The following is a 22,609-nucleotide window of genomic DNA, read 5'->3' as shown; positions in this document are numbered from 1 at the left end:
TCGAACTCTCATCGAAACCCTTTGTTTATAGGTGTCCAGGCTACTGCACGGAAAGCGTGCCGTGCTGCCCGCGCGGATCGAGCTTGATCTCGCCGAACGCGCTCTCGTACTGCGCAATGTTCTGGGTGAGCAACCCGGCGAGCGCCTTGGCCTGCTGTGGGCTGAGGTAGACGCCCTGAAAGCTATTGATCTGCAGCTTGTCCGGCGCGAGCTGCGCCATGGTGCCGAAGGTGAGCAGGAAGTCCCACACACTGGCCCTTATCTGGACGCTATTGGCGTAGCCCTCACGGTACTCGGGCAGGGCGTTCAACTGAATCTCGGGCTGCTGCGGTGTGCCTGCCATAGCGGGTTCATCTCCTCATCTGCCTTGGGCCAATCTCTGACTTCGGCGTCAGCCGGATAGTCCCGGACGACCCCATGAAGGCATTGCCTCCATCATGGCCCATGCACCATCCTGGAGTCAATTCGATCACCCCTCCCTGGGGACTATTTATGTGGAAAGCTTGGCGGCCTGGACCTCGCCTAATTCCCGCCTGCGCCGCCGCCAAATTTGCGGTTCTTGCGGAAGAATCGGCAGATGCGAAATTCGCGGTTCTGACCAAAGTGCACACTTTCACGGTTCTGACCACTCTGACCAGATTGACAAGGCATGGAATTTGTCGTTCTATTTTAAATAATTATTGTCGTCAATTGGTATTTAAGAAAATCATTGTAGATTTCCCCGATAGTGGCTCAGTTTGAAATTCCTAATCATGAAATAATGTTGTCATCCTGAGCGGAGCGAAGGATCTGCTTTTAATTTCTGCGCAGTCGCACAGCATATCCTTCGTCGCTGCGCTCCTCAGGATGACAATGATTCAAACTGGCCCACTACCGGCCGCTGCCGCCACATTTCCCGTAGAGGCCAGTAGCGGCCATTAGGGTTATGATCTATGATGGCGCGGGACCGGAGATTAGGATTCTAACAACATGACTGAGCAGGTGCGCGTTACGGACGCGCGGGTTACGGACGGAATCGTCGAATTCATCGGCAAGGCCGCGTGGCAGAATTTTCCTTCTGCGGCCGTGGCCACGGCCAAGCGCTGCGTCATCGACGGGCTGGGCGTGATGCTGGCTGGCTCCACGCAGGACGCGAGCAACATTCTGCGCGGCTACCTGCGCGAGTCCGACAGCCGCGATGAGTCCACCGCGTTCGGCCCGCAGGCCTTCCGCACCGGCGCAGCAGCGGCGGCGCTGCTTAACGGCACCAGCGGGCACGCGCTCGACTGGGACGACACCCAGCTCGCCACCAGCGCCGACCGCATCTTCGGCCTGCTGACACATCCGACCATCCCTCCCCTGGTCGCCGCGTTGGCCATCGGTGAACGGCAGAGCGTGAGTGGCCAACAGTTTCTCGAAGCGTTTCTAACCGGCTTTGAGGTTGAGTGCAAAATCGCCGAGGCCATCCATCCGAATCATTATATGAAGGGCTTCCACTCCTCCGGCACCATCGGCACGTTCGGCGCTGCGGTGGCCGCTGCCAAGCTGATGGGGTTGGACGCTGGCAAGACCGCGCACGCGCTGGCCATCGCCGCCAGCAGCGCGGCGGGCATTCGCGTGAACTTCGGCACTATGACCAAGCCGCTGCACGTGGGGCGCGCGGCGCAGAACGGAGTTATCGCGGCGGAGTTGGCCGCGCGAGGCTTCTCGGGCGGCAAGGATGCGCTGGATCCACCGTGGGGATTCATGCAGGTCTTCAGTCACGGCAATGGTTTTGACGGGGACCGTATTGTCGGAAAACTCGGCAACCCTCATGTGATCGTCTGGCCGGGTGTCTCGATCAAGCCGTACCCCTGCGGCGTGCTCGGCCATCCCACCATGGACGCTATGCGCCGTCTGGTGATCGACCATGATGTCCGGCCCGAACAGATACGGGCCATCCGCGTGCGCGCCGGGTCGAACATCCTGAACCCTCTGCGCTATCCGATTGCCCATAACGAACTCGAAGCCAAGTTCTGCCCCGCTTTCATGGTCAGCGCCATCGCGCTGCGCCGCAAGGCGGGCATCCGTGAGTTCAACGATGAGTTCGTGCAATCTGCGCCGGTACAAGAGATGATGAGAAAAGTGGAGCGAGTACTCGATCCAGAGATCGAGGCCAAGGGTTGGGAGAAGATTCGCAGCACAGTGGAAGTGGACCTGGAGGACGGGCGAACTCTTGTTCAACAAGCCGACGAGCGCTATCGCGGCGGTCCCGACCTGCCGTTCACGCGCGAGGATCTCTACGAGAAATTCAGCGACTGCGCGTCCCTGGTGCTGCCTGAGTCGCGCGTGATGGAGATATTTAATATGGTGGAGTCGCTCGAAAATATGTCCGACATCAGGGATCTGGTAAAGGTGATGAAGAACTCCGCAGAGGTGGTGAAACGATGAACCTTGCATGGATCTCAGTCGGCGCACTGATACTCGTTGTTACGTTGAGTTGCGTGACCAGCATCAACGTCGGCGTTCTGGCCATGGCGATGGCGCTGATCGTCGGCGTGTTTCTTGGCGATATGAAGGTGGCCCAAATTGTGGAAGGGTTTCCGACTGACCTGTTCATCACCCTGGTGGGCGTGACGCTGCTGTTCGCCATCGCCGAGTGCAACGGCACGCTTGCGCGTCTGACGGCGAAGGCCACGCGCTTGTGCCGAGGCCATGCGGGCGTGCTGCCCATTCTGTTTTTTGTGATTGGCTTCATCCTGGCCACCATCGGCGCGGGAGCCACGCCGGCCAGCGCGCTGCTGGCTCCGGCGGCGATGGCCGTCGCCGCGCGCGCGGGAGTTCCTCCGCTGCTGATGGTCATTATGACCGGCAACGGCGCGCTCGCCGGGACGTTGTCGCCCTTTGCGCCGACAGGCATCGTGGCGCACGGCGTGATGGCGCGCATCGGCCTGGGTGGCGTCGAGTGGCAGACGTTTGCGTATAACGCGCTGGCGCACACGCTGGTCGGCTTCGGCGGATTCCTGCTGCTCGGCGGATGGAAGCTATTCGTTCATCACGATAAATCCGTGAAGGTGGAGGAGCAGGACGCGGGCGCGATGGAGACGCGCCACTGGCTGACCACCATCGCCATCGTCGTTCTCATTGCCACCGTGGCGGGATTAAAACTGCACGTCGGCATGATGGGGTTGATCCTCTCCGCCGCGCTGATTCTGCTGCGCACGGTGGAGGAGTCGAAAGCCATCCAGCGCATGCCCTGGGGCGTCATCCTGATGGTAACGGGTGTTACCGTGCTCATCGCTCTAATGCAGGAAGTGCAGGGCCTCGCGCTGATCACCAGCTTCATCGCCAACGTCTCCACACCCGGATCAGTGGAAGCGGTGGTGGCCTTTGGCACCGGCATCGTGTCGGTATACAGCAGCACCTCCGGCGTGGTGCTGCCCGCGTTCCTGCCGATGGTGCCTGATCTGGCGCATAAGCTCGGCGGCATACCGCCGCTGAGCATCGCCTGGTCAATGAACGTCGGATCGAGCCTGGTGGATCTGTCGTCGCTCTCCACCGTCGGCGCGCTCTACATTGCCGGCGCGGCCCCCGGCACCGACGTAAGAAAACTATTCAACGGGCTGCTCGTCTGGGGCCTATCCATGTCTGTGGTCGGCGCGGTATTGTGCTGGATATTGTTCGGGTAGATCAGAGCCCCGACCGCCAGGGAGGGGGCACGATTGCCGAATATCCATTTCCGTTGAGCGTGCCCCCTCCCTCGCGGTCGGGGCTCTGATAAAGGCCATTCCCACATGCGCATCGCCATCCTCGACGACATTCACAACGCGTGGGACGCGACCGACGGCGTGCGCCGTCTGCGTGAGCGCGCCGATCCGCACGGCAAGCCTATCGACGTACACATCTTCACCGCGCCGTTCGGCGACCCCTCCGCGCTGCGCGGCTGCGACGCCCTCATCGCCAACCGCGAGCGCACCCGCTTCACGCGCGAACTGCTGGCGCAACTAACCGGCGTCCGCATCATCGTGCAGACCGGCAATCACGCCAACCACATCGACTTCGCCGCCGCCCATGATTGCGGCATCGTCATTGCCAAGGCCTCGGCGGGAGGCTCGATCGGCGCGGCGGAGCTGGCGCTGGCGCTCGCGCTCGCCGTGATGCGCCAGATTCCCGCGAACGACGCCGCCGTGCGCCGCGGCGAGTGGACCACGCCCGCGACGCCCGTGCTGCACGGCAAGACGTTGGGCATCGTCGGCCTCGGCCAGGTCGGACAGCACGTCGCGCGCATCGCGCTGGCGTTTGGGATGCGCGTGCTCGGCTGGAGCCGCAATCTCACCGCCGCCGCCGCGCAGGCCGCCGGCGCCGAGCGGCGCGAACTGGACGATCTGCTCGCGGAGTCCGACGTCGTATCCATTCACACCTCACTCACTGCCACCTCGCGCGGCCTGCTGGACGCCCGGCGTCTGGCCATGATGAAACCCACCGCGTACCTGATCAACACCGCGCGCGGGCCAATCGTCGATGAACCCGCACTCATCGCCGCGCTCGCCACAAGGCGCATCGCCGGCGCCGGCCTCGACGTTTTCGATCAAGAGCCGCTCCCGCCCGGCCACCCGCTAACAAAGCTCCCGAACGTCGTGCTCACGCCGCACATCGGCTACCCCACCGACGACGGCTACCGCCGCTTCGCCGCCGCGGCGTGCAGCGTCCTGCTCGACTTTCTGGACGGCAAGGAAGTCCCCCACTTCGACCATTAAGGAGCTTTATAAAGTAAAATACGATGGAAAACGTCCCCTCCGTGCCAGGTTTTTCGGTTTTTCCTTGCCCCTATCTGAAGGGTGCGGTCGAGTTGACCAAGGAGCGGGAGCGCCACATTACCGAACGGCATCCCGTTACACTTATAAGCGGATATATGCTTATATGACTAAAGGCGCCATGTCCGAGCCTGAAACCACTCGCTTGACCATCACTTGGTCCAAGCAGGCGGATCATGCCTTGCGCTGTTTTTTGGGGGCGCAGGGGATGCGCAAGGGCGACATTTCGAAATTCATTGAGGAAGCGGTCCGCTGGCGCATCTTTCATCAGACGGTGCGCGAAGCCAGCGATGCTTTCGCCGATGTCTCTCCGGACGAGCTACAGAAGATGATTGACGAGTCCGTCGAAGACGTTCGCGCGAAACAGTATCGGGAACGCGCCATGCGATCCTGATGCGCCTCAACCACAATGCGTTAAATCAATGCGCCTAATCCTGGATACCAATGTCCTGCTCTCCGCCCTGCTTCCGCCCTTGGGCGCACCGGCTACGCTGGTCGACGCCTGGGAGCGCAAGGCGTTCATGCTGGTTGCCAGCGACGCGCTCATAGCGGAACTCCGCAATGTGCTTGGCCGACCGTTTTTCCGGACGAGACTGCGCGCCAGCGCGGCCGAGTTGCTCGCGGCGGGCCTTCGGGATTTCTCTTTCTTTTGCCGGAACCTCGAATCAGAGTCGGGCGGGCCCGTCGCCCCGGACCCCAAGGACATCTACCTGCTGGCGCTGGCTGAAGCCGGCCAGGCCGAGTTTCTGGTCACCGGCGACAAGGAACTCTTATCCCTGAAACAGCACAAATCCACCCGGATTGTTACTCCCGCCGCAATGATCGAGATTCTTAAGGAAGCTGAGCGCGGCGAACCAACCGAGGCCCGCTGAAACACGTGGGAATCCGGAGGCAGGCGAGGCGTTTACCAGCCTTATACCACAGCCAATACCACAGGCTAATACCACAGCCTAATACCACAGCATGACGCGCGCTGAATACTTACCGGCGGCGGGATTGTGGTAACATGAAGGCCCGGCCGGTGTGCTGATTCCCTGGTGTTCCGCGCCGAACTTCTGTGAACGGTTGGGCCTTTGTGCCTCAAATGCCGCAAATGAACGCCACGCTGCAACGACTGGTCGAGCTGCAACAATTGGACTTGGTGATCCGCGATCTGGTCGCCGAGATCGACCGTCTGCCGCGCGAGGTGGCCCAGATCGAGTCCACGCTGGCGCAGCACGTCGCGCGCGTCGAGGCGGACAAGAAGGCGCTCGCCGACAATCAGTTGAGTCGCCGCAAGCGCGAGGGGGACATCGCCACGTTCCGCGAGAAAATCTCGCACTTCAAGTCGCAATCGCTTCAGGTGAAAACCAACGAACAGTACAAAGCTCTGCTGCACGAAGTGGAGTATCACGAGCAGCAGATTCGCCAGACCGAGGATCAGATTCTGGCGGAGATGGAAGCCTCCGAGTCGCTCGACGCCAAGCTGAAGGAAGCCGAGCGCAGTCTGGCCGTGGAGCGCGTCGAGGTCACCAAGCAGGTTGCCGAGGCGCGCGCGCGCAAGGCGGAGGACGAAAGAAAGTTGCTGGGCCAGCGCCAGCGGCGGGAAGAATTGAAGACTGGAATCGAGATCGGTCTATTTGAGCGCTACGAGCGTGTGTTGAAGGTCCGCAAAGGGTTGGCCGTGGTGCCGATCGTCAAGGGAAGTTGCTGCTCTGCCTGCCATGTTCACATGCGACCGCATGCCGTCAGCCAGGTGCTATCCGGCGAGCTGATCGTCCATTGCGAGAGCTGCGACCGCATGTTGTACTTTGCCCCTGAAGCCGTGCCTGGAAATGTGGAAGAGAGCGCGCCAGAAGATCCCGAGGCCGCCCAACGCGCCCGCGCACAAGCTCTCTCTGAGTATCCGACATTATGAGTCAGGCTTCGCTAGGTTTTGACCCAGCCAATCCGGGCCACGGCGGGCCTGCGGAACTGGTGTTTCATGTGGACGGCGGATCGCGCGGGAATCCTGGGCCGGCTGGATATGGAGCGATGGTTCGGGACACCGCGGGATGGACCATCGCCGAGTTATCTGAATTCATCGGCATCGCGACCAACAATGTCGCCGAGTATCGCGGACTGCTTGCCGCGCTCGAATATGCCAAGGCGCACCAAGCGCGCGGCGTGAAAGTTTACTGCGACTCCGAGCTGGTTGTCCGGCAAATGCAGGGTGTTTACAAGGTCAAGAGTCCAGACCTGAAGCCGATCTTCGATCAAGTGAAGCGGCTGGCCTCTGGATTTCCACGGTTTTCCATCCACCACGTGCCGAGGGAACGCAACGCCGATGCCGACCGGCTGGCCAATCTGGCGATGGACCGCGCGCGCTCCGGCGGGTTTGGGCAGATTACCACGACTCCGGCAGCACCACTGCGTCCCATCGCCCCACCTATTGCCAACGCCCCGGAGCCGGTGATCAATTTTTTGGCAGTTGCTGAAAAAGGGCGCCTCCGGCCGGTGGCTCCCTTGCCGGCGTTAGAAGAAGGCCAGGACTATGAGGTAACCATTCGCAGGAAGAGGTAAGCATTCGCAGGCGCAAGTGAGCGTCCGCAAGCGCCGGTTGGGAGTCGCCTGTATGGAATCATGAAGGCTTGATTCGCTGGAGCTTGAACCGGTTTGGTGACTTGTTCCGGGCAAAATCTCCGTGATATAAGCGCACAGGATGGTGTAATCTGGCATTCATTAGTGTTGCGTAGCGGTATCTATCCTTTTCAGGGACTTATGGATTTCGATTGAGTTTTATCAACTTTGCCGCCAAGGAAATCAACTGCAAGCTGGTCTATTACGGCGCCGGCCTGGGAGGCAAGACCACCAATCTCGAGAAGGTGTTCGAGATGGCTCCCAACAAGGGCAAGATGATTTCGCTGGCCACGGAAACCGACCGCACGCTCTTCTTCGATTTCCTGCCGCTCGACCTGGGCACGGTACGCGGCTTTAAGACGCGCTTCCACCTCTATACCGTTCCCGGACAGGTGTTCTACGATGCCAGTCGCAAGCTGATCCTGCGCGGCGTGGATGGCGTGGTGTTTGTCGCCGACTCGCAGGAGGAGCGCCTCGAAGCGAATCTTGAAAGCATTGACAACCTGGTCGAGAATCCTCAAGAGCACGGCTACGATCTGATGAAGTTGCCCTACGTCCTGCAACTCAATAAGCGCGACCTGCCCAATGCGCTGCCCGTGAATGTCCTCAAGAAGGAACTGTGCCGCAAGGATGAGTCAGTCATTGAAGCGGTGGCCTACAAGGGCGAGGGCGTCTTCGAGACCATCAAGGAAATCTCCCGCCTGGTCCTCAACGAACTCCGCAACGGTTAAGCGCCGTCACAGTGCCGCGCGCGTGAGCAAGCGGACACGCTCGGCGGTGTTACGATGCCCGACTCGCGCAAATCCCGCTCCCATTCATGCCGTGGCGTGACATTAAACCGTGTGCCGGTGCGGGCGTGTCCGCTTGCTGACGCGCGCGGCACTGTCACGCAACACTGGCACGCGGCACTGTCAAACGACTGCGGAATGGCGCACCCAAATGCGCGAGCCGGTCAGTTGGGACACTGAAACGTTCTTGCCGCCGGTCTTGATTTCCAGAATCCCATCAAAAGTTTTTCGCGCGACATGAACCGTGGTTCCCGGCTTCAAATGCAGAGCCGCCAGCGATTCGAGGAAATTCTCCTCGTGCTCATGCAGCTCGGCGATACGCACCACGCGGAGTGGCTGGTTGACCGGTGCGTCGGCGAGCGCGACCTCATCGCGATGCTGTCCCAGCGGCATCTGCGGCGTAAATGGGCTGCCGTGCGGACAGGTCCCGGCGGCGCCAAACAATTCCAGCAGACGAGCCTCCAGTTCGGGCGAGATGGCGTGCTCCAGTTTCTCGGCCTCGTCGTGAACTTTTTCCCACGGCATATGCAGCACGTCCACCAGGAGCCGCTCCACCAGACGATGCTTGCGCACCAGCGCGCAGGCCTGCTCAAAGCCTTTGGTGGTTAGCAGGATGGTCTTGCGGGGAGTGAAGCGGATGTCCTTCCTGTGCAGCAGACGCTTCAGCGCCATGCTGACCGCGGCGGGCGAGATGCGCAGGAACTGCGCCAGCCGTGCGGCGATCACCGCTTCGCCGTTCTCGCTCAGCTCGAGTATGGCCTTCAGCAAATTTTCCGATGCAATCGTGGGCATAAGTAAGTTCAACCAAGTATAGCGCGGTCATCTCCGCACCATTTGCCGTCCGTCCATCTTTGGGGGGCGTCAATCTACAATTCGTCGTCATTCCGAGCGCAGCGAGGAACCTGCTTTTCAACGCCCAGCAGATGTCCGTTCAAAAAGCAAAGCAGGTTCCTCGCTGCGCTCGGAATGACGACGATGACGATAGAGTATTTCATCTATCTGCTAAATCGTAACGAACAGTCCCGTAACATACATGATCGCCAGGCCCGCGGCAAAGCCCGCCAGATTATGAGCCGTGAACATTGATCCCGCGCCCTGCTTGCGGATCTGATGACGAGTAATCTCGATTACCACCTGGAACACTGCGCCCGCGCCAATCGCCAGAAATAAAACGGCCCAGGTGGCGCTAAAGGCCATGGCGCCGAGCAGCGTGCCGATGATGGTGGGCAGGCCCGCCAGGCTTCCCAGCCACAACAGATGTATCCAGCGCGGCCGCGCCGCGCCGCTTTCCGGTGGGGCCTGCGGGGCGATGAGCGGGGCGACGACCGCCACACCCTCGGTCAGATTGTGCAGCGTGAAGCCCAGCACCAGCATGGTTCCGGCGGCAAATTCGCCGAGCGCATACGCGCCGCCGATGGCCAGTCCTTCGCCCAGGTTATGCACGCCGATGCCGAAGGCGATGGAGTAAGCCAGAAACAATGGCGACTCCGGAGTGGGACCCGCCCCGGAGTTCTGTTGCTTGCGCTTCATCCAGCCGGAGACGGAGTAGAGCATTCCGATGCTCAACAGGACTCCGATGAGTATGATCCCCACTCCCTGATATGGACCGGGGACATCGGCAGAATTTTCGAGCGCTTCCTGCAGTGCGTCCACGCCGAGGAAGACGAGCAGGCCGGAGGTCAGGCTGAGCAGGAAGTAATACCAGCGGCGCGGCAGCGCTCTCAGAAATGGCAGCCAGCCGATGCCCAGAAACACGGGCAGCACGCCGACGTAGATTCCCAGCAACGCGAAGCTGCCGAACATCTCCGCGCTCATGCGAGGCGTCTCGGCGGCGATCTCAATGTCATGGGTAAACAGCAAACTGTTGGCGGTAATCAGCACCACCTCGTAAGGCTCGCCCGGTATCCAATGGTAGGGGATGAGCACCGTAGCCCGTTCGAGGCGGCTGATGGTGGGACTTGGTTCAACTTCAAATTCCCAACTGGCGCGATTCGTCCAACCCACTTGAACCTGCGCGATGGTCAGTGGCTCGGGCCCAGTGTTGAGCACGTGGGCCTCAATCTCGCCCGGATGCAGGATGATGCGCTCGAAAGCAATATTCTCAATCGGCGCGGGTGATTGCAGGCTGAGTCCCGTGCCGCGCGACAGGAAGAGCAGAATAGTCCCCACGACCGCCGCGACGGGCAGCAGCGCGCTGGCGACCACCGCGGGGCGCGAAAAGCTTTTCGAGTTATTCTCTGTCGGTGTAGTCATAGACTCTCGAAAATTGCTCTCGGAAATTGTCATCCTGAGCGCAGCGAAGGATATGCTTTTCGCATTTCCTCCAAACCGCCGGAGAAAGCATATCCTTCGCTGCGCTCAGGATGACAACCTAATAGATGACAACATAAAACAGTTCCGCGACACCGTACTACGGCATCCGCGTTGCAGGTGCGCTGCGCGTCTGCGTGAGCGCCGTGCGCGGAGCAACCTGCAACCAGCCCATTAGGCCCTGCTCCATATGTTCGCTGATGTGGCACTGGAACATGTACGCGCCGGGGAAGTCATATTGGAATTCCAGAATCGCCCGCTCGGCGATGTTCAGTGACTTCACGTCGGTGTACTCTGTTGGCTTCAGCGTGGTGCCGGAGGGGTAGACCTGAAAGAAATTTCCGTGCAGGTGCGGCACCATAGTCTCCTCGAACATGTTCAGGACGTACATGCGCACCGGATCACCCTGCTCAATGGGAATTGGGTTGTCGGCGTACTGGAAGGCCCGCCCATTCCATGTGTAGAAGTCGGCTTCGCCGTCGCGGTCAATGTCGAATGCGCTCATCACCATGGCCAGTTCCTTCATGGGCTTGCGGCCTACTTTGGGATCGACGATGAGCATGCCATACAACCCATTCTGGATATGCTGCGAAGCGGGCATGGCGTGGCAGTGATAAGGGAGAATGCCGTATGGCCCCGCGACAAATTCGTAGACGTAGCTGCCGCCCGGCGGGACCAACTCGAACACGCCGTCCATCGTAGCGGCGTGAATGCCGTGGAAGTGCAGCGTATGCGGGAGGCTACCTTTGTTGATCAGAGTGATGCGCAGCCGGTCGCCCTCGGTGGCGCGCAGCACGGGGCCGGGCACGGTTCCGTTGATGGTCCAGGACGGAATGCTCACGCCGGGCGCTACTTCATGCGGAACGCCCTCTTCAATCACCAGCGTGAATTCCCGAATGCCGTTGGGCGCGACGGTGGGCGGTGGAATGTGCGGGTCGTACACCTGACTGGCATCGAAGCGCTGCTCGTCGCTGGGAGTTGCGTATTGATAGCGGTGACTGCCCTTGGTCGGTGGTAGGTGGCGTGCGTGCGCAGCGGCAGCCGCCGCAGCGGTGGAGGAGTCGGCGGGATTCCCCTGCTGTGCGCCTGGTTGCGCGCCTGTTTGCGCGACAAGGCGCTGATTCAGCAACAGCACCGCCGCCGTGCCAGCCGTAAGCGCCAACACGCATAGGGAAAACCACCCAGCCTGTTTACGCGACATAAGAACCACCCTCCGATATCAGCCTCAGTTTCCAACTAGTGAAAAACGAAGTTCAGAGAGTATATTAATATGCATTAACTAAAAATGTAAATATATGTTTTCGTGATTGCGCCGTGTGCGCGGCGCTGTCACGCGGCCCAATCTTCCCGCAGCAGCCCCTTCACGCGGCTGAATTCTTTGACATTCGCGGTAATCAGCGTCATTTTGTGGCGGAGGGCTTGCCCTGCGATCAGCAGATCATACGCCCCGAGGGGACGACCAATCGCTTCCATCGCCGCGCGGACGCTTCCCGTTGTCCTGGCGTCTTGTTCATCAAACGTCAGCAACTGCACCGGCCCCCGGAAGAAAGTTTCCACGCGCGAAGTATTGAAAGCGGGCCGCCTGCTTTTGGCAACCCCATACCACAGCTCAAAGGCCACCACGCTCGGCACGAAGAACTGCGAGCCGGCTTCGGCGGCCTTCTGGAATCGAGAGCTCACGGAGGCAGGCTTGCCATTCATGAGCGCGATGCAGGCATTGGTATCCAGCAGATAGGTCACTAGAAAATCCTGCGTTTCGGCGCCTTCGGTTGTTGGCGGCCCGTTTTCAGAATCGGTTCCTCCCTGAATCGGTCCATCGCCGCGAACCACTTGTCTACATCGGAAATGACAGGCTCCAACAGAACTCCCCCGGCAACTCTGCGCACCCGCACGCGGTCCCCTTCAAATCGAAATTCCCGCGGCAGGCGCACTGCTTGGCTGCGCCCGTTTTGGAATAATTTGGCAATCACCCGTTTCGGCATCGCAACCCTCCACTGTTTAGTATATATCATAAGTATATATCAAAAAATCTTCCGGTGCGGCCGCGCGCCATCACGCGCGGGGGTCGAGGCGGTCGCGCAGGGCGTCGCCGAGGAAGTTGAAGGCCAGCACGGCCAGCATCACGGCGAGGGCGGGGAAGAGGACCAGATGCGGCGCGTCGAACAGGTGGGCCCGGCCATCGTTCAACATGCTGCCCCAACTGGGCGCGGGCGGCGGAACGCCGAGGCCCAGGAAGCTTAGAGTGGCCTCCGCCAGAATTGCGCCACCCAGGCCGATGGCCGCCTGCACAATTACCGGAGCGATTATGTTGGGCCAGATGTGCCGGACGAGCAGTCGTACATCGCGAACGCCCAGCGCGCGAGCGGCCTGCACGTAATCGCGCTCGCGCGCCTTCAACACTTCGCCGCGCACCAGGCGTGCGTAGCCGATCCAGCCGCCGATGCACAGCGCGAAGATCAGCTTGCCCAGCCCCGGTCCCAGAAAGGCCACGATGGCCAGCGCCAACAGTATTCCTGGAAAGGCCTGAAGTGAGTTGATGACGAATAGATTGATGAAGCGATCCAGCAGGCCGCCGTAGTAACCGGCCACGGAGCCGATCAGCAGGCCCACCAGAAGCGAGACGGCCACCACTGAGACGCCAACTTGCACGGAAATTCGCGCTCCGTAGATCAATCGCGAGAGCACGTCGCGGCCCAGCTCATCCATGCCCAGCCAGTTTTGCGCGCTGGGAGTTGTGAGTCGCTGCGGTAGCTCTTGCGCGGCAGGGTCGGCGGGCGCCAGCCACGGCGCGGCCAGCGCACACAGCAGCAGCCCTGCGATGATAATCAAGCTCGAGATGGTCAGTGGGTTGCGCTTCATTCCGAAGATTGTCCCGTGCTGTGCGGCATTACTTCAGAGCCCCGACCGCCAGGAAGGGGGCACGTTTGCCGATTGCAACTTTCCGATGAAGGTGCCCCCTTCCTGGCGGTCGGGGCTCTGACTACTTTCCGCCGGCCATGGACTTCGCGTCGCCTGATAGTTGCAGTATGTGCATGCCGGTGCCGGCGCGGTCCACGATGTAGATATAGCCGCGCGGATCGGTCTCGACGTTATTGGTTTGAACGGCGGTCTTGCAGCCCGTGGGCGGCTGGCCCACCACCACGGTGCAGGTGGGCTGGGTGCGATCCGAGCGCGGCGGAATGTAGTGGCCGACCTCGGTGGGGTTGAATGGATCGCGAACATCCAGAGCGCGCACGCCCGCGTTGAAGTAGGAAACAAAACTAAGTTTGCCGTAGTAGACCGGAGCGAATGACTCATTCACCGAGTGCGCGCCGAAGCGGCCGCCGCGGTCGCAGAAGTTGCCGCCCGCGTCGGGAAGCTGGTAGCTGGAGATGGGAAACGGCGTCTCGGGGTTGGTGATGTCCATCATGAACAGCGGGTGGCGCGGGCCGGTGCAGTCGTTGCGGGTGGTCTCGGAGGCCACGATGAGGATGTCGCGCAGTTTTCCTTCGGCCTGGTTTTCGTAGCCGGGCATGGCGACGCTGAGCATCGGATAGGCGGTGTGTCCGCCCCAATAAACGGGCATGTCGATGCGGCCAATCTGCGGCGCGCGCAGATTCTCCGCCGTTGGCTCGGCGGGGCCTTTGATGAGTTTCTCGCGATCCAGGATTTGAATGACGCCGTGGTTGGATGACCCATACGCCATATAGACACGGCCCTTATAAGAGATAGACCCGTGAATCAGCGGCGGCGCAGGCTCCGACGTGGCGCCGGGCTCCTGCCCCGGCAGGCCGAAGTCGCGGATGAATTTCGGATGCGCGGGATCGGAGAGGTCGTAAATCTTGGTCATGCGATTGCGCCAGCGCGGGTCCTGCGAAGGCAGATAGGCCACGCCGGTATCGCACTCCCACCAGTTCTTGTGCGTGCCGCATAGTCCGTCGACGACGGTGGAGGTGAACTTGGGTGCCGCCGGGTCAGTTACGTTCCACACCTCATGGCGCGTGCGGCTGCCGCCGTCGCGCAGCAGATAGGTTCCACCGGCGATGTCGCAGACGCGCACCATCTGGGCCTCCGACGGCTGGTTGGTGTTCAGCCGGTCGCCGGGAATATGCGCCAACGCGCGCGGCTGGCGCGGGTTGGTAACATCCACGATCATCGTGCCGTTGCCCTCGACCACGCCGGTCAATGGATTGGGAGCCGCGCCGACATGCAGACCAATGTAGGCAATCCAACGGTTGCCGTGCTGGTGGATCACCGGCTGATAGGCGGGTCGCCCTTGCAGATCGCTGGTGCCGACTAACTCCATATTCTTGCTCTCGGCTTTATTCGGCATCTGCGCCGTTGCTCCAGTCGGGCAAAATATCATCATGCAGCCCAGCGTGAGCAGCGGCGCGAGTGCGCGAACTTGCGCGATTCGTGCGAAGTGATGGAATCGAGTTGCCAACATCGTTCCTCCTGTTTCCGTAATGCCTAAATTTCGCGCAGGCGCGGATCGGCCTGCGCGTACATCAGATCAGTAATTAGATTCACCAGAATGTAGGTGATGGAGATGGTTAGAAAGCACCCCTGCACCAATGGATAGTCGCGCGAGTTGATGGCCTGCAAGGTCAGGCGCCCAATCCCCGGCCAGGAGAAAATTGTTTCCGTAACCATCGCTCCAGCGAGCAACGCGCCGAATTGCAGGCCAACCACCGTGATCACCGAGATCAGTCCGTTGCGCAGCGTGTGCTTATAGAGCACGATGCGTTCGGTCAGACCCTTGGCGCGCGCCGTGCGCACATAATCCTGATTCAACTCTTCCAGCATCGCCGTGCGCACCATGCGCGTGAGGATGGCCGCCAACGCGGAGCCCATGGTCAGAGCGGGCAGCACCAGATAGGCGAGTCCGCCTGATCCAGAGACCGGCAACCAGCCGAGATAGATCGAGAAGATCAGGATCAGCACCGGTCCCAGCGCGAATCCCGGAAATGATAGGCCCAGCAAACTCAAGAATCCCAGCAGGCGGTCCGGCCACTTGCCCTTATGCACGGCCGAGTGAATTCCGGCGGGCACTGCCAGCGCGAGCGCTACCAGCAATGCCGCCAGCGAAAGCAGCAGCGTCGAGGGATAGCGAGCCGCGATCAGTCCGCCCACTGGAGCATTAAAGCGGAAGGAGGTTCCCAGATCACCGTGCAGCAGAGCCTTCCAGTAGTTGATATATTGCTGGCCAAGCGGTAGGTCGAGCCCCATCTGGTGGCGCAGTTGATCGAGCTCGGCGGGCTGCGCGCGCTCACCGAGCATCTGTTCGACGGGATCCCCCGGCACCAGATGGATCAGCAGGAAGACCAGGCTGACGACGATCCAGACGACCGGCAGGGTGTACAGCAGTCGTTGGACGATATTGGCGGCGAGTGATCGAGGAGCGCTCATGTGTCCCGGAAAGTTCGCGGACCAGAATATTGTGGACGGGTTGGGGCAGCCGAAGGTGTCCCGCCAGTACCTACCACTACCCACCACTAAATTGTCCCACGGTGAGCGAGTATAGCAGACAGGTCCGGCCCGCTGGGGTTCATCTGGCGTGCATCATGATATACTGACCCCGTTTGGCAGACCTTGGTAAACAGAGCCGCGACCGGAAGGGCGGGGTTTGCGGGCTTACCGGATTAGTTAGGCTGCCGACGACCGCTCCCTTCCGGTCGCGGCTCTGTTGCTCCGTCCGCTCTGGGGCCGTTCTGGGGCCATAGTTCAACGCATGACAGAACCAACTTCATCCTCCCCCCCGCATAACCCGGCGCCGGCCTCGCGCGACCTGCGCATGCGCCCCGGATTCATCATCGGCAGCAGCGTTCTGATGGTGGTGCTGGTAGTCAGCCTGTTCGGACTGACGTCGCTCAACCTGCCCTTCATCGCGCCGAACGACTCTCGCCAGACTCTGCTGCTGTTTACACTGTCGTCCATTATTTTTCTAGGACTGGTTATCTTCGGCTTCATCCTGTTCCGCAGCCTGTTGAAACTTTACCTGGAGCGGCGTGCCAACCAACTCGGCGCAAAGTTCAAGACCAAGCTGGTGGCTGGCGCGATTGGGCTGTCGGTCATCCCCGTTATCTTCCTGTTCCTCTTTTCGTACAGCCTGGTCAATCGCGCGCTCGACAAATGGTTCAGCCGTCCCGTGGAGACCATGAGCCGCGATGCGCGGGAGCTGGCCAATGGCCTCGATCAGTTTGCCCAGCGCAAGAATGCCGGCGACGTGCTGCGCGTGACCGATGATCTGGCGGCCTCCTCTGCCCAGTGGAGTAAGGCGCGACCGGCTCTCCAGGCCGAGCTGCGCCGGCTCTTGAGATTGGAGGATTTGGATTACCTCGCGGTGGTCAATGCGCAGGGTGGCATCATGGCGGAGGTCAGCCGGCCCAGCACGCCGATGACGCTGCCGGAGATTGACCCCGGCGGCGAGTTGCTGTCGGCGTCGTCGGAGGGCGCGCGGATGGCGGTGTGGAAGGAGTCGAATGTCGCGCTCAGCCGCCAGTGGTTTGATCTAAGCGATGGCCAGGAAGCCATCGTAATCGTGGGCACGCTGTTGCCCGCCAACTTAACCGCCGCCGCGCAACGGCTGGATGCCGCGAGCCTGGAATACGGGCAACTGGCGCGTGAGCGGCGTACTGTGCGCAGCACGTTTCTCTCGATCTTGTGGCTGCTGGCCATCGTTACTTTGTTCATTGCGACCTGGTTCGCGCTGATACTCTCCCGCCAGTTGACCACGCCGATTCAGGCTCTGGCCGAAGCCACGCAGGAAGTGGCGCGCGGCAATCTCGACTTCCGCGTGCAGACGCTCGCCGCCGATGAGCTGGGCATTTTGGTGAATAACTTTAACGAGATGACCGCGCAGCTTGCCGCTGGGCGGACTGAGCGCGAGCACGCGCGGTTGACGCTGGAAGAAGCCAATCGCCTGATTGACCTGCGCCATCGCTTCACGGAGGCGATTCTGGAGAGCATTCCCACCGGCGTCATCTCGGTCTCATCAGACGGCGCCATCCTTGGCAGCAATCCGGCGGCGCGACGGCTGTTCGGCGAGCGCTTGAGCGATGGCATGCCCTTCGAGAAGCTATTCGACAGCGAGGATTGGGAGGAGTGGAATTATCTGCTGAAGCGCGCCGGGAGGCTCGGCCAGTCCACCCGTAACCTGGAGATGCCCCGCGAGGTTCCGGGGACGGGGCGGCGCATGAATCTGGCCGTTACCATGACCTCGTTGCCGGGGGCCCCTCCGGGAGCGGCGGCTGACGTTTCGCAGAATGGCTGGTTCGTGGTGGTGGTAGAGGATTTGAGCGACCTGCTGGCGGCGCAGAAGGCAGCGGCCTGGGGTGAAGTATCCCAGCGCGTGGCGCACGAGATCAAGAATCCGTTGACTCCCATCGCGCTCTCGGCCGAGCGCATTCGCTGGTGGCTGGATCGTCAGCCGAAGACGCTACCGGGTTCCAGTGAATTGACGCGTGTGGTGGAGGAGTCCTGCGAGCTGATTGGCAAAGAGGTCGAAACGCTGAAAAAGTTGGTGGACGAATTCTCGCAGTTTGCTCGCTTCCCGCAAGCGCGGCCCGCGCCGGCGGACCTGAACCAGATCGTCGAAAGCGCGCTCGGCTCTTTCAATGGGCGGCTCGAAGGGATTCGCATCTCGACGCGTCTTGCGCAGGACCTGCCGCTGGTTTCCGTTGATCCCGAGTTGTTCCGCCGCGTGGTGGTGAATCTGATGGACAACGCCGCGGAGGCCATGGGTGGTTCGCTGGTGAAGGAGATCGTGATTTCCACGCGAACCGACGCGGAACGTTTGGTGGTGGAAACCGAGATTGCCGACACCGGCTGCGGCGTTTCGCCCGAAGACAAAGAAAGGCTTTTTCTTCCGTACTATTCCACAAAGGATCGCGGCACGGGATTGGGGCTGGCCATCGTCAACCGCATCGTGGCGGAACATAATGGGGTCATCCGCGTGGAGGAAAACGCTCCGCTGGGCACGCGGTTCATCGTGGAGTTGCCAGTAAACATTTCCTAGCAGCCATAGTGGGAACCGTATTGCGCGCGGCTCTGTAAAAAAAAGGTGAGTAACGAGCGATGAAGAAACGTCTTCTGGTGGTCGATGATGAACCTGGAATCCGTCAGTCGCTGACCGCCATCCTGCAGGATGAGGGTTGGCTGACCCAGTCCGCCGCCAGCGGAAAGGAGTGCCTGCGAGTACTCGACGCGGAGCGTTTTCAGGTGGTCCTTCTGGATGTTTGGCTGGGCGATGGCGCCACTCTCGGTGATCGACTGGCCGATGGCCTGGAAGTCCTGCGCAGCATCCGGGAAGCGCATCCCGACGTGGTGGTGGTGATGATCTCCGGACACGGCAACATCGAGACGGCGGTGAAGGCTACCAAGCTCGGAGCATTTGATTTTCTGGAGAAGCCGCTGTCCATTGAGAAAACTCTGGTGGTGGTGAAAAACGCGCTGGAGCATCAGGCGCTTCTCGAAGAGAACCGCCAACTGCGCGGCGAGCGCGAGCAGCGTTCGCTCATCATCGGCGAGAGCGTGCCGATGAAGGCGTTGCGGCAGCAATTGCTGCTGATGGCGCCCACCAATGGGCGCGTGCTGATCTACGGCGAGAGCGGCACCGGCAAGGAGCTGGTCGCGCACGCGTTGCATGAGCACAGCCTGCGGGCAAGCGGTCCGTTCGTGGAGGTCAACTGCGCGGCTCTGCCGGAAGAGTTGATTGAGAGCGATCTGTTCGGACACCGCAAGGGCAGCTTTCCAGGAGCCGCGCAGGACAAGACCGGCAAATTTCAAAAGGCTGATGGCGGCACGCTGTTTCTGGATGAGGTCGGCGACATGAGCCTGAAGACGCAGGCGAAGGTCATGCGCGCCCTGGCCGAGCAGCGAATCGATCCAGTCGGCTCGCCCACCTCGGTGAGCGTGGATGTGCGCGTGATTGCCGCCACCAACAAGAATCTGGATGAGGAGATTGCGCGCGGCAATTTTCGGGAGGATCTCTTCTACCGCTTGAACGTAATTCCCTTCGTGGTTCCCCCGTTGCGCGAGCGCGAGGAGGACATCCCACGCCTGGCCGAGCATTTTATCGCCGAGTTTACCGAGCGCTATGGCAGGAAGGCGAAAACGATTTCGCCGGAGGCGTTGGCGGCGCTGGCCTCCTACCGCTGGCCGGGCAATGTGCGGGAGTTGAAAAACCTGATCGAGCGGATTGTGATTATGACCCCGCAGGCGAAGATCGAGCGCAAGCACCTGCCGGCATTGTTGTTTCGCGCTGGGCCGACGGGGGGGGCGGGGCATGAGGGTGGAGCGCGAAAATCGGGCGGTGATCTCACCACGCTGCGGCAGGGACGCGCGGCCTATGAGCGGGACTTTATCCTGCGCAAGCTGGAAGAGAATCGCGGCAATGTTTCCCGCACCGCACAGGACCTGGGGTTGGAGCGCAGCCACCTCTATCGCAAAATGAAAACGCTGAGCATTACGCCTGGGTAGGGTGTAACCGAGCCGCGATCGGAAGGAGCGGTTCGGCGCAGGCTGGTGTGTTCGTTGGGGAACCGCCCTTTCCGGTCGCGGCTGGTCTAAATAATTTACTGGCCGGCCATCTTGCGCCAGTCCAATCCTTGCAGGAAATGCTCGTCGTCGCGCCAACCTTCACGGACACGCACGTGAATCTCCAGGAAAACTTTCTGGCCGATGATGGTCTCCAACTCCACGCGCGCCTCCGTGCCGATGATTTTCAGCATGGCTCCGCCCGCGCCGATGATGATGCCCTTCTGCCCGTCCCGCTCGACAAAAATCTCCGCGGCGATGTGCACCAGCGCTGGTTTTTCCTCATACTGTGTAACCAGCACGGCGTTGGTATAGGGCAGCTCCTGCTGGGTGTGCCGAATGATTTTTTCCCGGACGATCTCGCCGGCCAGGAAGCGCATGGGCTGTTCCGTGATCTGGTCGGTGGGGAAGTAGAGCGGTCCCTCGGGCATGTAGGCCACGATGCGCTCGACCAGCCGGGGCAGATTCACTCCGGTTTGCGCCGCGATGGGAATAATCTCCTTGAAGTCGAGCAGCTTGCTGTATTGATCGAGCAGCGGGAGCAGCTCCGATTTTGATACTCGGTCAATCTTGGAAAGAACCAGAAACGACGGGGCCGCGGCGCGGCGTACCCAATCGAGCGCCTCTTCATCGCGCTTCGTAAATGACTGCGAGCAGTCCATCAGGTAGAGCAACAGGTCGCGTTCGGCCAGCGACTCGCGCACTTGATCCATCATGTGCTTGCCCATGCGATTTTCAGGATCATGGATGCCGGGCGTGTCTAGAAATACAACCTGAGCGATAGGCTTTTCCTGTGCGGGCTGGGCGGCTTTGCCCTTGTCTTTGCCCGTAGCTTGGCCCTTGTTCGTGGCCGCAGCGGTGGGGGGCGGAGTATCCACGCGCGGCAGGGACTTCAGCAGCTCCTCGGCGTAGCGATAGGTTGAGTCAATGGTGACAACGCCGGTTAATGCCGCACGCGTGGTCTGCGGGCGATCGGCGACAATGGCGATCTTCGATCCGACCAATGCATTCAGTAGCGTGGACTTCCCGACATTAGGACGCCCGAGGATGGTCACGAACCCGCTGCGTATCTTTGTCGCCGGCCCGCCTGATCCTGCCGAAGCGGCCAGGCGGCCCATTCGACTGATCCCACTTTGAGATATTAATTCCGTCGCCAGCGGTGGCACGATGGGCGGGTAGTATCGAAATTTCTTTCGAGTGGGCATAATTTCAAATAATTCCTTTATTTGTTTTCGAGTCTCGCTCAGCAGGCTGGATGAAGCTGGATCGCGGCGCTGGCTAATGCATCCCGGCCGAATCTTCAGTTGATCGTGGCGCTGTATCTCCACCAGATTGAGTTTCAAATAGCGTGCCCTGGCCATCGCCCTGCGGGATGGCCAGGCTGCTGACATCCAGCCGCGTAATGCGCCGTCCGTTCGATTCCGTGATGCGATAGCGCAGACCATCGCGCTCCAATGTTTCGCCGGTTGCCGGGACGCGTCCGAGCGTGTGCGTGATCAAGCCCGCCACCGTGGACGCTTCGCCCGCCTCTCCCAGAGTAATGTCAAACAGGCCCTGCAAGCGATCCAAACTTAATCCGCCGGGAACGCTCCAACTGTTTTCGCCGCGCGGGAGCACGTCCATTTCGTCGTGCTCGTCGCGGATTTCGCCGACGATCTCCTCGACCATGTCCTCCACCGTGGCCAGTCCGGCGACCGAGCCGTACTCGTCCACCACGATGGCCATCTGTGAGCCGGTCTGAAGATCCTGTAGCAGCTCCGAGATGCGTTTGGTTTCCGGGACGAAGGGCACCGAGCGCAACAACTGCTGCACGGTGCGCTCGGAGTGCTCGTCCTCGGCGACGGCGAATAGATCGCCGGCGTGAATGAATCCGATAATGTGGTCAATATCCTGTTCGTAAACCGGGAGCCGAGTGAAGCGATGCTCGGCGAGTATCTGCCGCAGGTCGCTGAGCGTGGTCCTGTGTGGGACGGCGATGATCTCCGGGCGCGGCGTCATGACGTCGCGCACGGTCTTGTCGCCGAACTCGACCACGGACTGGATGAGCCGCCGGTCGTCTTTCTCGATGAGGCCTTCTTCTTCGCCGGCCTCAATCAGAGCTTCGATATTTTCCGTTGCAGTGGCTGGCTCGCGGTCCTCTTCCGCGGGGCCACCGAGGGTGGCGATGTGATGCAAAAATTGGCTAATGGCCACCAGCGGCATGGAAGCCAGTATGGAGGCGCGCAGAATCCCCAGACTATGGACAAGCCAGCGTCCGTCGGTGTGCGTCAGCAGGACATAAGGAATGACCTGACCGAAGAGAATCACGTTCAGAAGCAGGATGGCGGCCTGCTGGAGCAGTGTCTCCCAATCAAATGGTTGTCCCATGTTCCAGGCCGCCAGCAAAAACCCTTGCAGGGAGATCGTTGCTTGGACCAGCACGGGAAACGTCCACTGCGCGCGCTCCTCGGAGAGGCCCAGCTTGGGCTCGATCATCTCGGTGAAATACGGCAGATCATTTTTAGCGCCACGGACGGCAAATCGTCCCCGTCCCAGGGCAAGGCGGCTGACGAAGACGAACAGCGCCAGCAGCAGCGAGCAGATGATAAAGAGCGTGGTAATCAGCAGGTGCATAATGTTGACGCG

21 protein-coding genes are annotated in these 22,609 nt (G+C 60.9%); 10 read left to right on the top strand and 11 right to left on the bottom strand.

The window, feature by feature from the left end; translation table 11 throughout:
- Positions 1 to 40: 40 nt before the first annotated feature.
- Positions 41 to 343, bottom strand: coding sequence for a DUF3467 domain-containing protein (locus EXQ56_05080; GenBank protein MSO19828.1), 303 nt, complete (start codon positions 341 to 343; stop codon positions 41 to 43).
- Positions 344 to 969: 626 nt separating this feature from the next.
- On the opposite strand from EXQ56_05080, the gene EXQ56_05075 reads away from it, so the two are divergent.
- The 8 genes from EXQ56_05075 (at position 970) to EXQ56_05040 (ending at position 8,101) form a co-directional block, all read left to right on the top strand.
- Complete coding sequence (locus EXQ56_05075; GenBank protein ID MSO19827.1) at positions 970 to 2,409, top strand: MmgE/PrpD family protein; 1,440 nt, start codon at positions 970 to 972, stop codon at positions 2,407 to 2,409.
- Entirely contained in the window at positions 2,406 to 3,647 is a 1,242-nt protein-coding gene (locus EXQ56_05070) for a C4-dicarboxylate ABC transporter (GenBank protein MSO19826.1), read from the top strand. Before EXQ56_05075 ends, EXQ56_05070 begins: the two co-directional genes overlap by 4 nt.
- 105 nt (positions 3,648 to 3,752) lie before the next feature.
- Entirely contained in the window at positions 3,753 to 4,715 is a 963-nt protein-coding gene (locus tag EXQ56_05065; protein ID MSO19825.1) for a D-2-hydroxyacid dehydrogenase family protein, read from the top strand.
- 178 nt (positions 4,716 to 4,893) lie between these two features.
- Positions 4,894 to 5,166 (top strand): hypothetical protein, encoded by a 273-nt coding sequence (locus tag EXQ56_05060; GenBank protein ID MSO19824.1) that lies wholly within the window; start codon positions 4,894 to 4,896, stop codon positions 5,164 to 5,166.
- A 28-nt stretch (positions 5,167 to 5,194) separates the two neighbouring features.
- A complete protein-coding gene (locus tag EXQ56_05055) occupies positions 5,195 to 5,644 on the top strand; it encodes a putative toxin-antitoxin system toxin component, PIN family (GenBank protein ID MSO19823.1) in 450 nt (149 codons plus the stop codon).
- Positions 5,645 to 5,856: 212 nt separating this feature from the next.
- Positions 5,857 to 6,669, top strand: coding sequence for a hypothetical protein (locus EXQ56_05050; protein MSO19822.1), 813 nt, complete (start codon positions 5,857 to 5,859; stop codon positions 6,667 to 6,669).
- On the top strand, positions 6,666 to 7,313 hold the full coding sequence (locus EXQ56_05045; protein ID MSO19821.1) for a ribonuclease HI family protein: 648 nt from the start codon (positions 6,666 to 6,668) through the stop codon (positions 7,311 to 7,313). The genes EXQ56_05050 and EXQ56_05045 overlap by 4 nt, the downstream gene beginning before the upstream one ends.
- A 209-nt stretch (positions 7,314 to 7,522) precedes the next feature.
- The gene (locus EXQ56_05040; GenBank protein ID MSO19820.1) at positions 7,523 to 8,101 is read left to right on the top strand and encodes a gliding-motility protein MglA; all 579 of its coding nucleotides are present in this window, start codon (positions 7,523 to 7,525) and stop codon (positions 8,099 to 8,101) included.
- A 180-nt stretch (positions 8,102 to 8,281) separates the two neighbouring features.
- Here the strand turns inward: EXQ56_05040 and EXQ56_05035 are convergent, their stop codons facing one another.
- The 8 genes from EXQ56_05035 to EXQ56_05000 form a co-directional block, all read right to left on the bottom strand.
- Positions 8,282 to 8,950 carry a metal-dependent transcriptional regulator gene (locus EXQ56_05035; protein ID MSO19819.1) on the bottom strand — a complete coding sequence of 223 codons (669 nt, stop codon included), beginning with the start codon at positions 8,948 to 8,950 and terminating at the stop codon, positions 8,282 to 8,284.
- Positions 8,951 to 9,160: 210 nt separating this feature from the next.
- Entirely contained in the window at positions 9,161 to 10,411 is a 1,251-nt protein-coding gene (locus EXQ56_05030; protein ID MSO19818.1) for a metal transporter, read from the bottom strand.
- A gap of 157 nt (positions 10,412 to 10,568) precedes the next feature.
- Positions 10,569 to 11,669 (bottom strand): hypothetical protein, encoded by a 1,101-nt coding sequence (locus EXQ56_05025; GenBank protein MSO19817.1) that lies wholly within the window; start codon positions 11,667 to 11,669, stop codon positions 10,569 to 10,571.
- Between the two features lie 128 nt (positions 11,670 to 11,797).
- Positions 11,798 to 12,208, bottom strand: coding sequence for a type II toxin-antitoxin system VapC family toxin (locus EXQ56_05020; GenBank protein MSO19816.1), 411 nt, complete (start codon positions 12,206 to 12,208; stop codon positions 11,798 to 11,800).
- Positions 12,208 to 12,450, bottom strand: coding sequence for an AbrB/MazE/SpoVT family DNA-binding domain-containing protein (locus EXQ56_05015; protein ID MSO19815.1), 243 nt, complete (start codon positions 12,448 to 12,450; stop codon positions 12,208 to 12,210). Before EXQ56_05015 ends, EXQ56_05020 begins: the two co-directional genes overlap by 1 nt.
- A gap of 70 nt (positions 12,451 to 12,520) precedes the next feature.
- Positions 12,521 to 13,327: an ABC transporter permease gene (locus EXQ56_05010; protein ID MSO19814.1), complete on the bottom strand. Its 807-nt coding sequence runs from the start codon at positions 13,325 to 13,327 to the stop codon at positions 12,521 to 12,523.
- 121 nt (positions 13,328 to 13,448) lie between these two features.
- Positions 13,449 to 14,894, bottom strand: a complete 1,446-nt coding sequence (locus EXQ56_05005) for a hypothetical protein (GenBank protein ID MSO19813.1) — start codon at positions 14,892 to 14,894, stop codon at positions 13,449 to 13,451.
- A 23-nt stretch (positions 14,895 to 14,917) separates the two neighbouring features.
- Complete coding sequence (locus tag EXQ56_05000) at positions 14,918 to 15,856, bottom strand: ABC transporter permease (protein MSO19812.1); 939 nt, start codon at positions 15,854 to 15,856, stop codon at positions 14,918 to 14,920.
- 322 nt (positions 15,857 to 16,178) lie between these two features.
- Here EXQ56_05000 and EXQ56_04995 point away from each other — a divergent pair, with 322 nt between their 5' ends.
- Positions 16,179 to 18,464: a HAMP domain-containing protein gene (locus EXQ56_04995; protein ID MSO19811.1), complete on the top strand. Its 2,286-nt coding sequence runs from the start codon at positions 16,179 to 16,181 to the stop codon at positions 18,462 to 18,464.
- 59 nt (positions 18,465 to 18,523) lie between these two features.
- On the top strand, positions 18,524 to 19,927 hold the full coding sequence (locus EXQ56_04990; protein MSO19810.1) for a sigma-54-dependent Fis family transcriptional regulator: 1,404 nt from the start codon (positions 18,524 to 18,526) through the stop codon (positions 19,925 to 19,927).
- 95 nt (positions 19,928 to 20,022) lie between these two features.
- Here EXQ56_04990 and EXQ56_04985 read toward each other — a convergent pair whose 3' ends face one another.
- Both EXQ56_04985 and EXQ56_04980 read right to left on the bottom strand, forming a co-directional pair.
- Entirely contained in the window at positions 20,023 to 21,429 is a 1,407-nt protein-coding gene (locus EXQ56_04985) for a GTPase Era (GenBank protein ID MSO19809.1), read from the bottom strand.
- Complete coding sequence (locus EXQ56_04980) at positions 21,263 to 22,597, bottom strand: HlyC/CorC family transporter (protein ID MSO19808.1); 1,335 nt, start codon at positions 22,595 to 22,597, stop codon at positions 21,263 to 21,265. Before EXQ56_04980 ends, EXQ56_04985 begins: the two co-directional genes overlap by 167 nt.
- Between the last annotated feature and the right edge of the window lie 12 nt (positions 22,598 to 22,609).

This window comes from Acidobacteriota bacterium (assembly GCA_009691245.1).
Lineage (GTDB): Bacteria > Acidobacteriota > Terriglobia > 2-12-FULL-54-10 > 2-12-FULL-54-10 > SHUM01.
The sequence above is the reverse complement of the archived record's forward strand: the minus strand, read 5'-3'. Positions and strand labels throughout refer to the sequence as shown.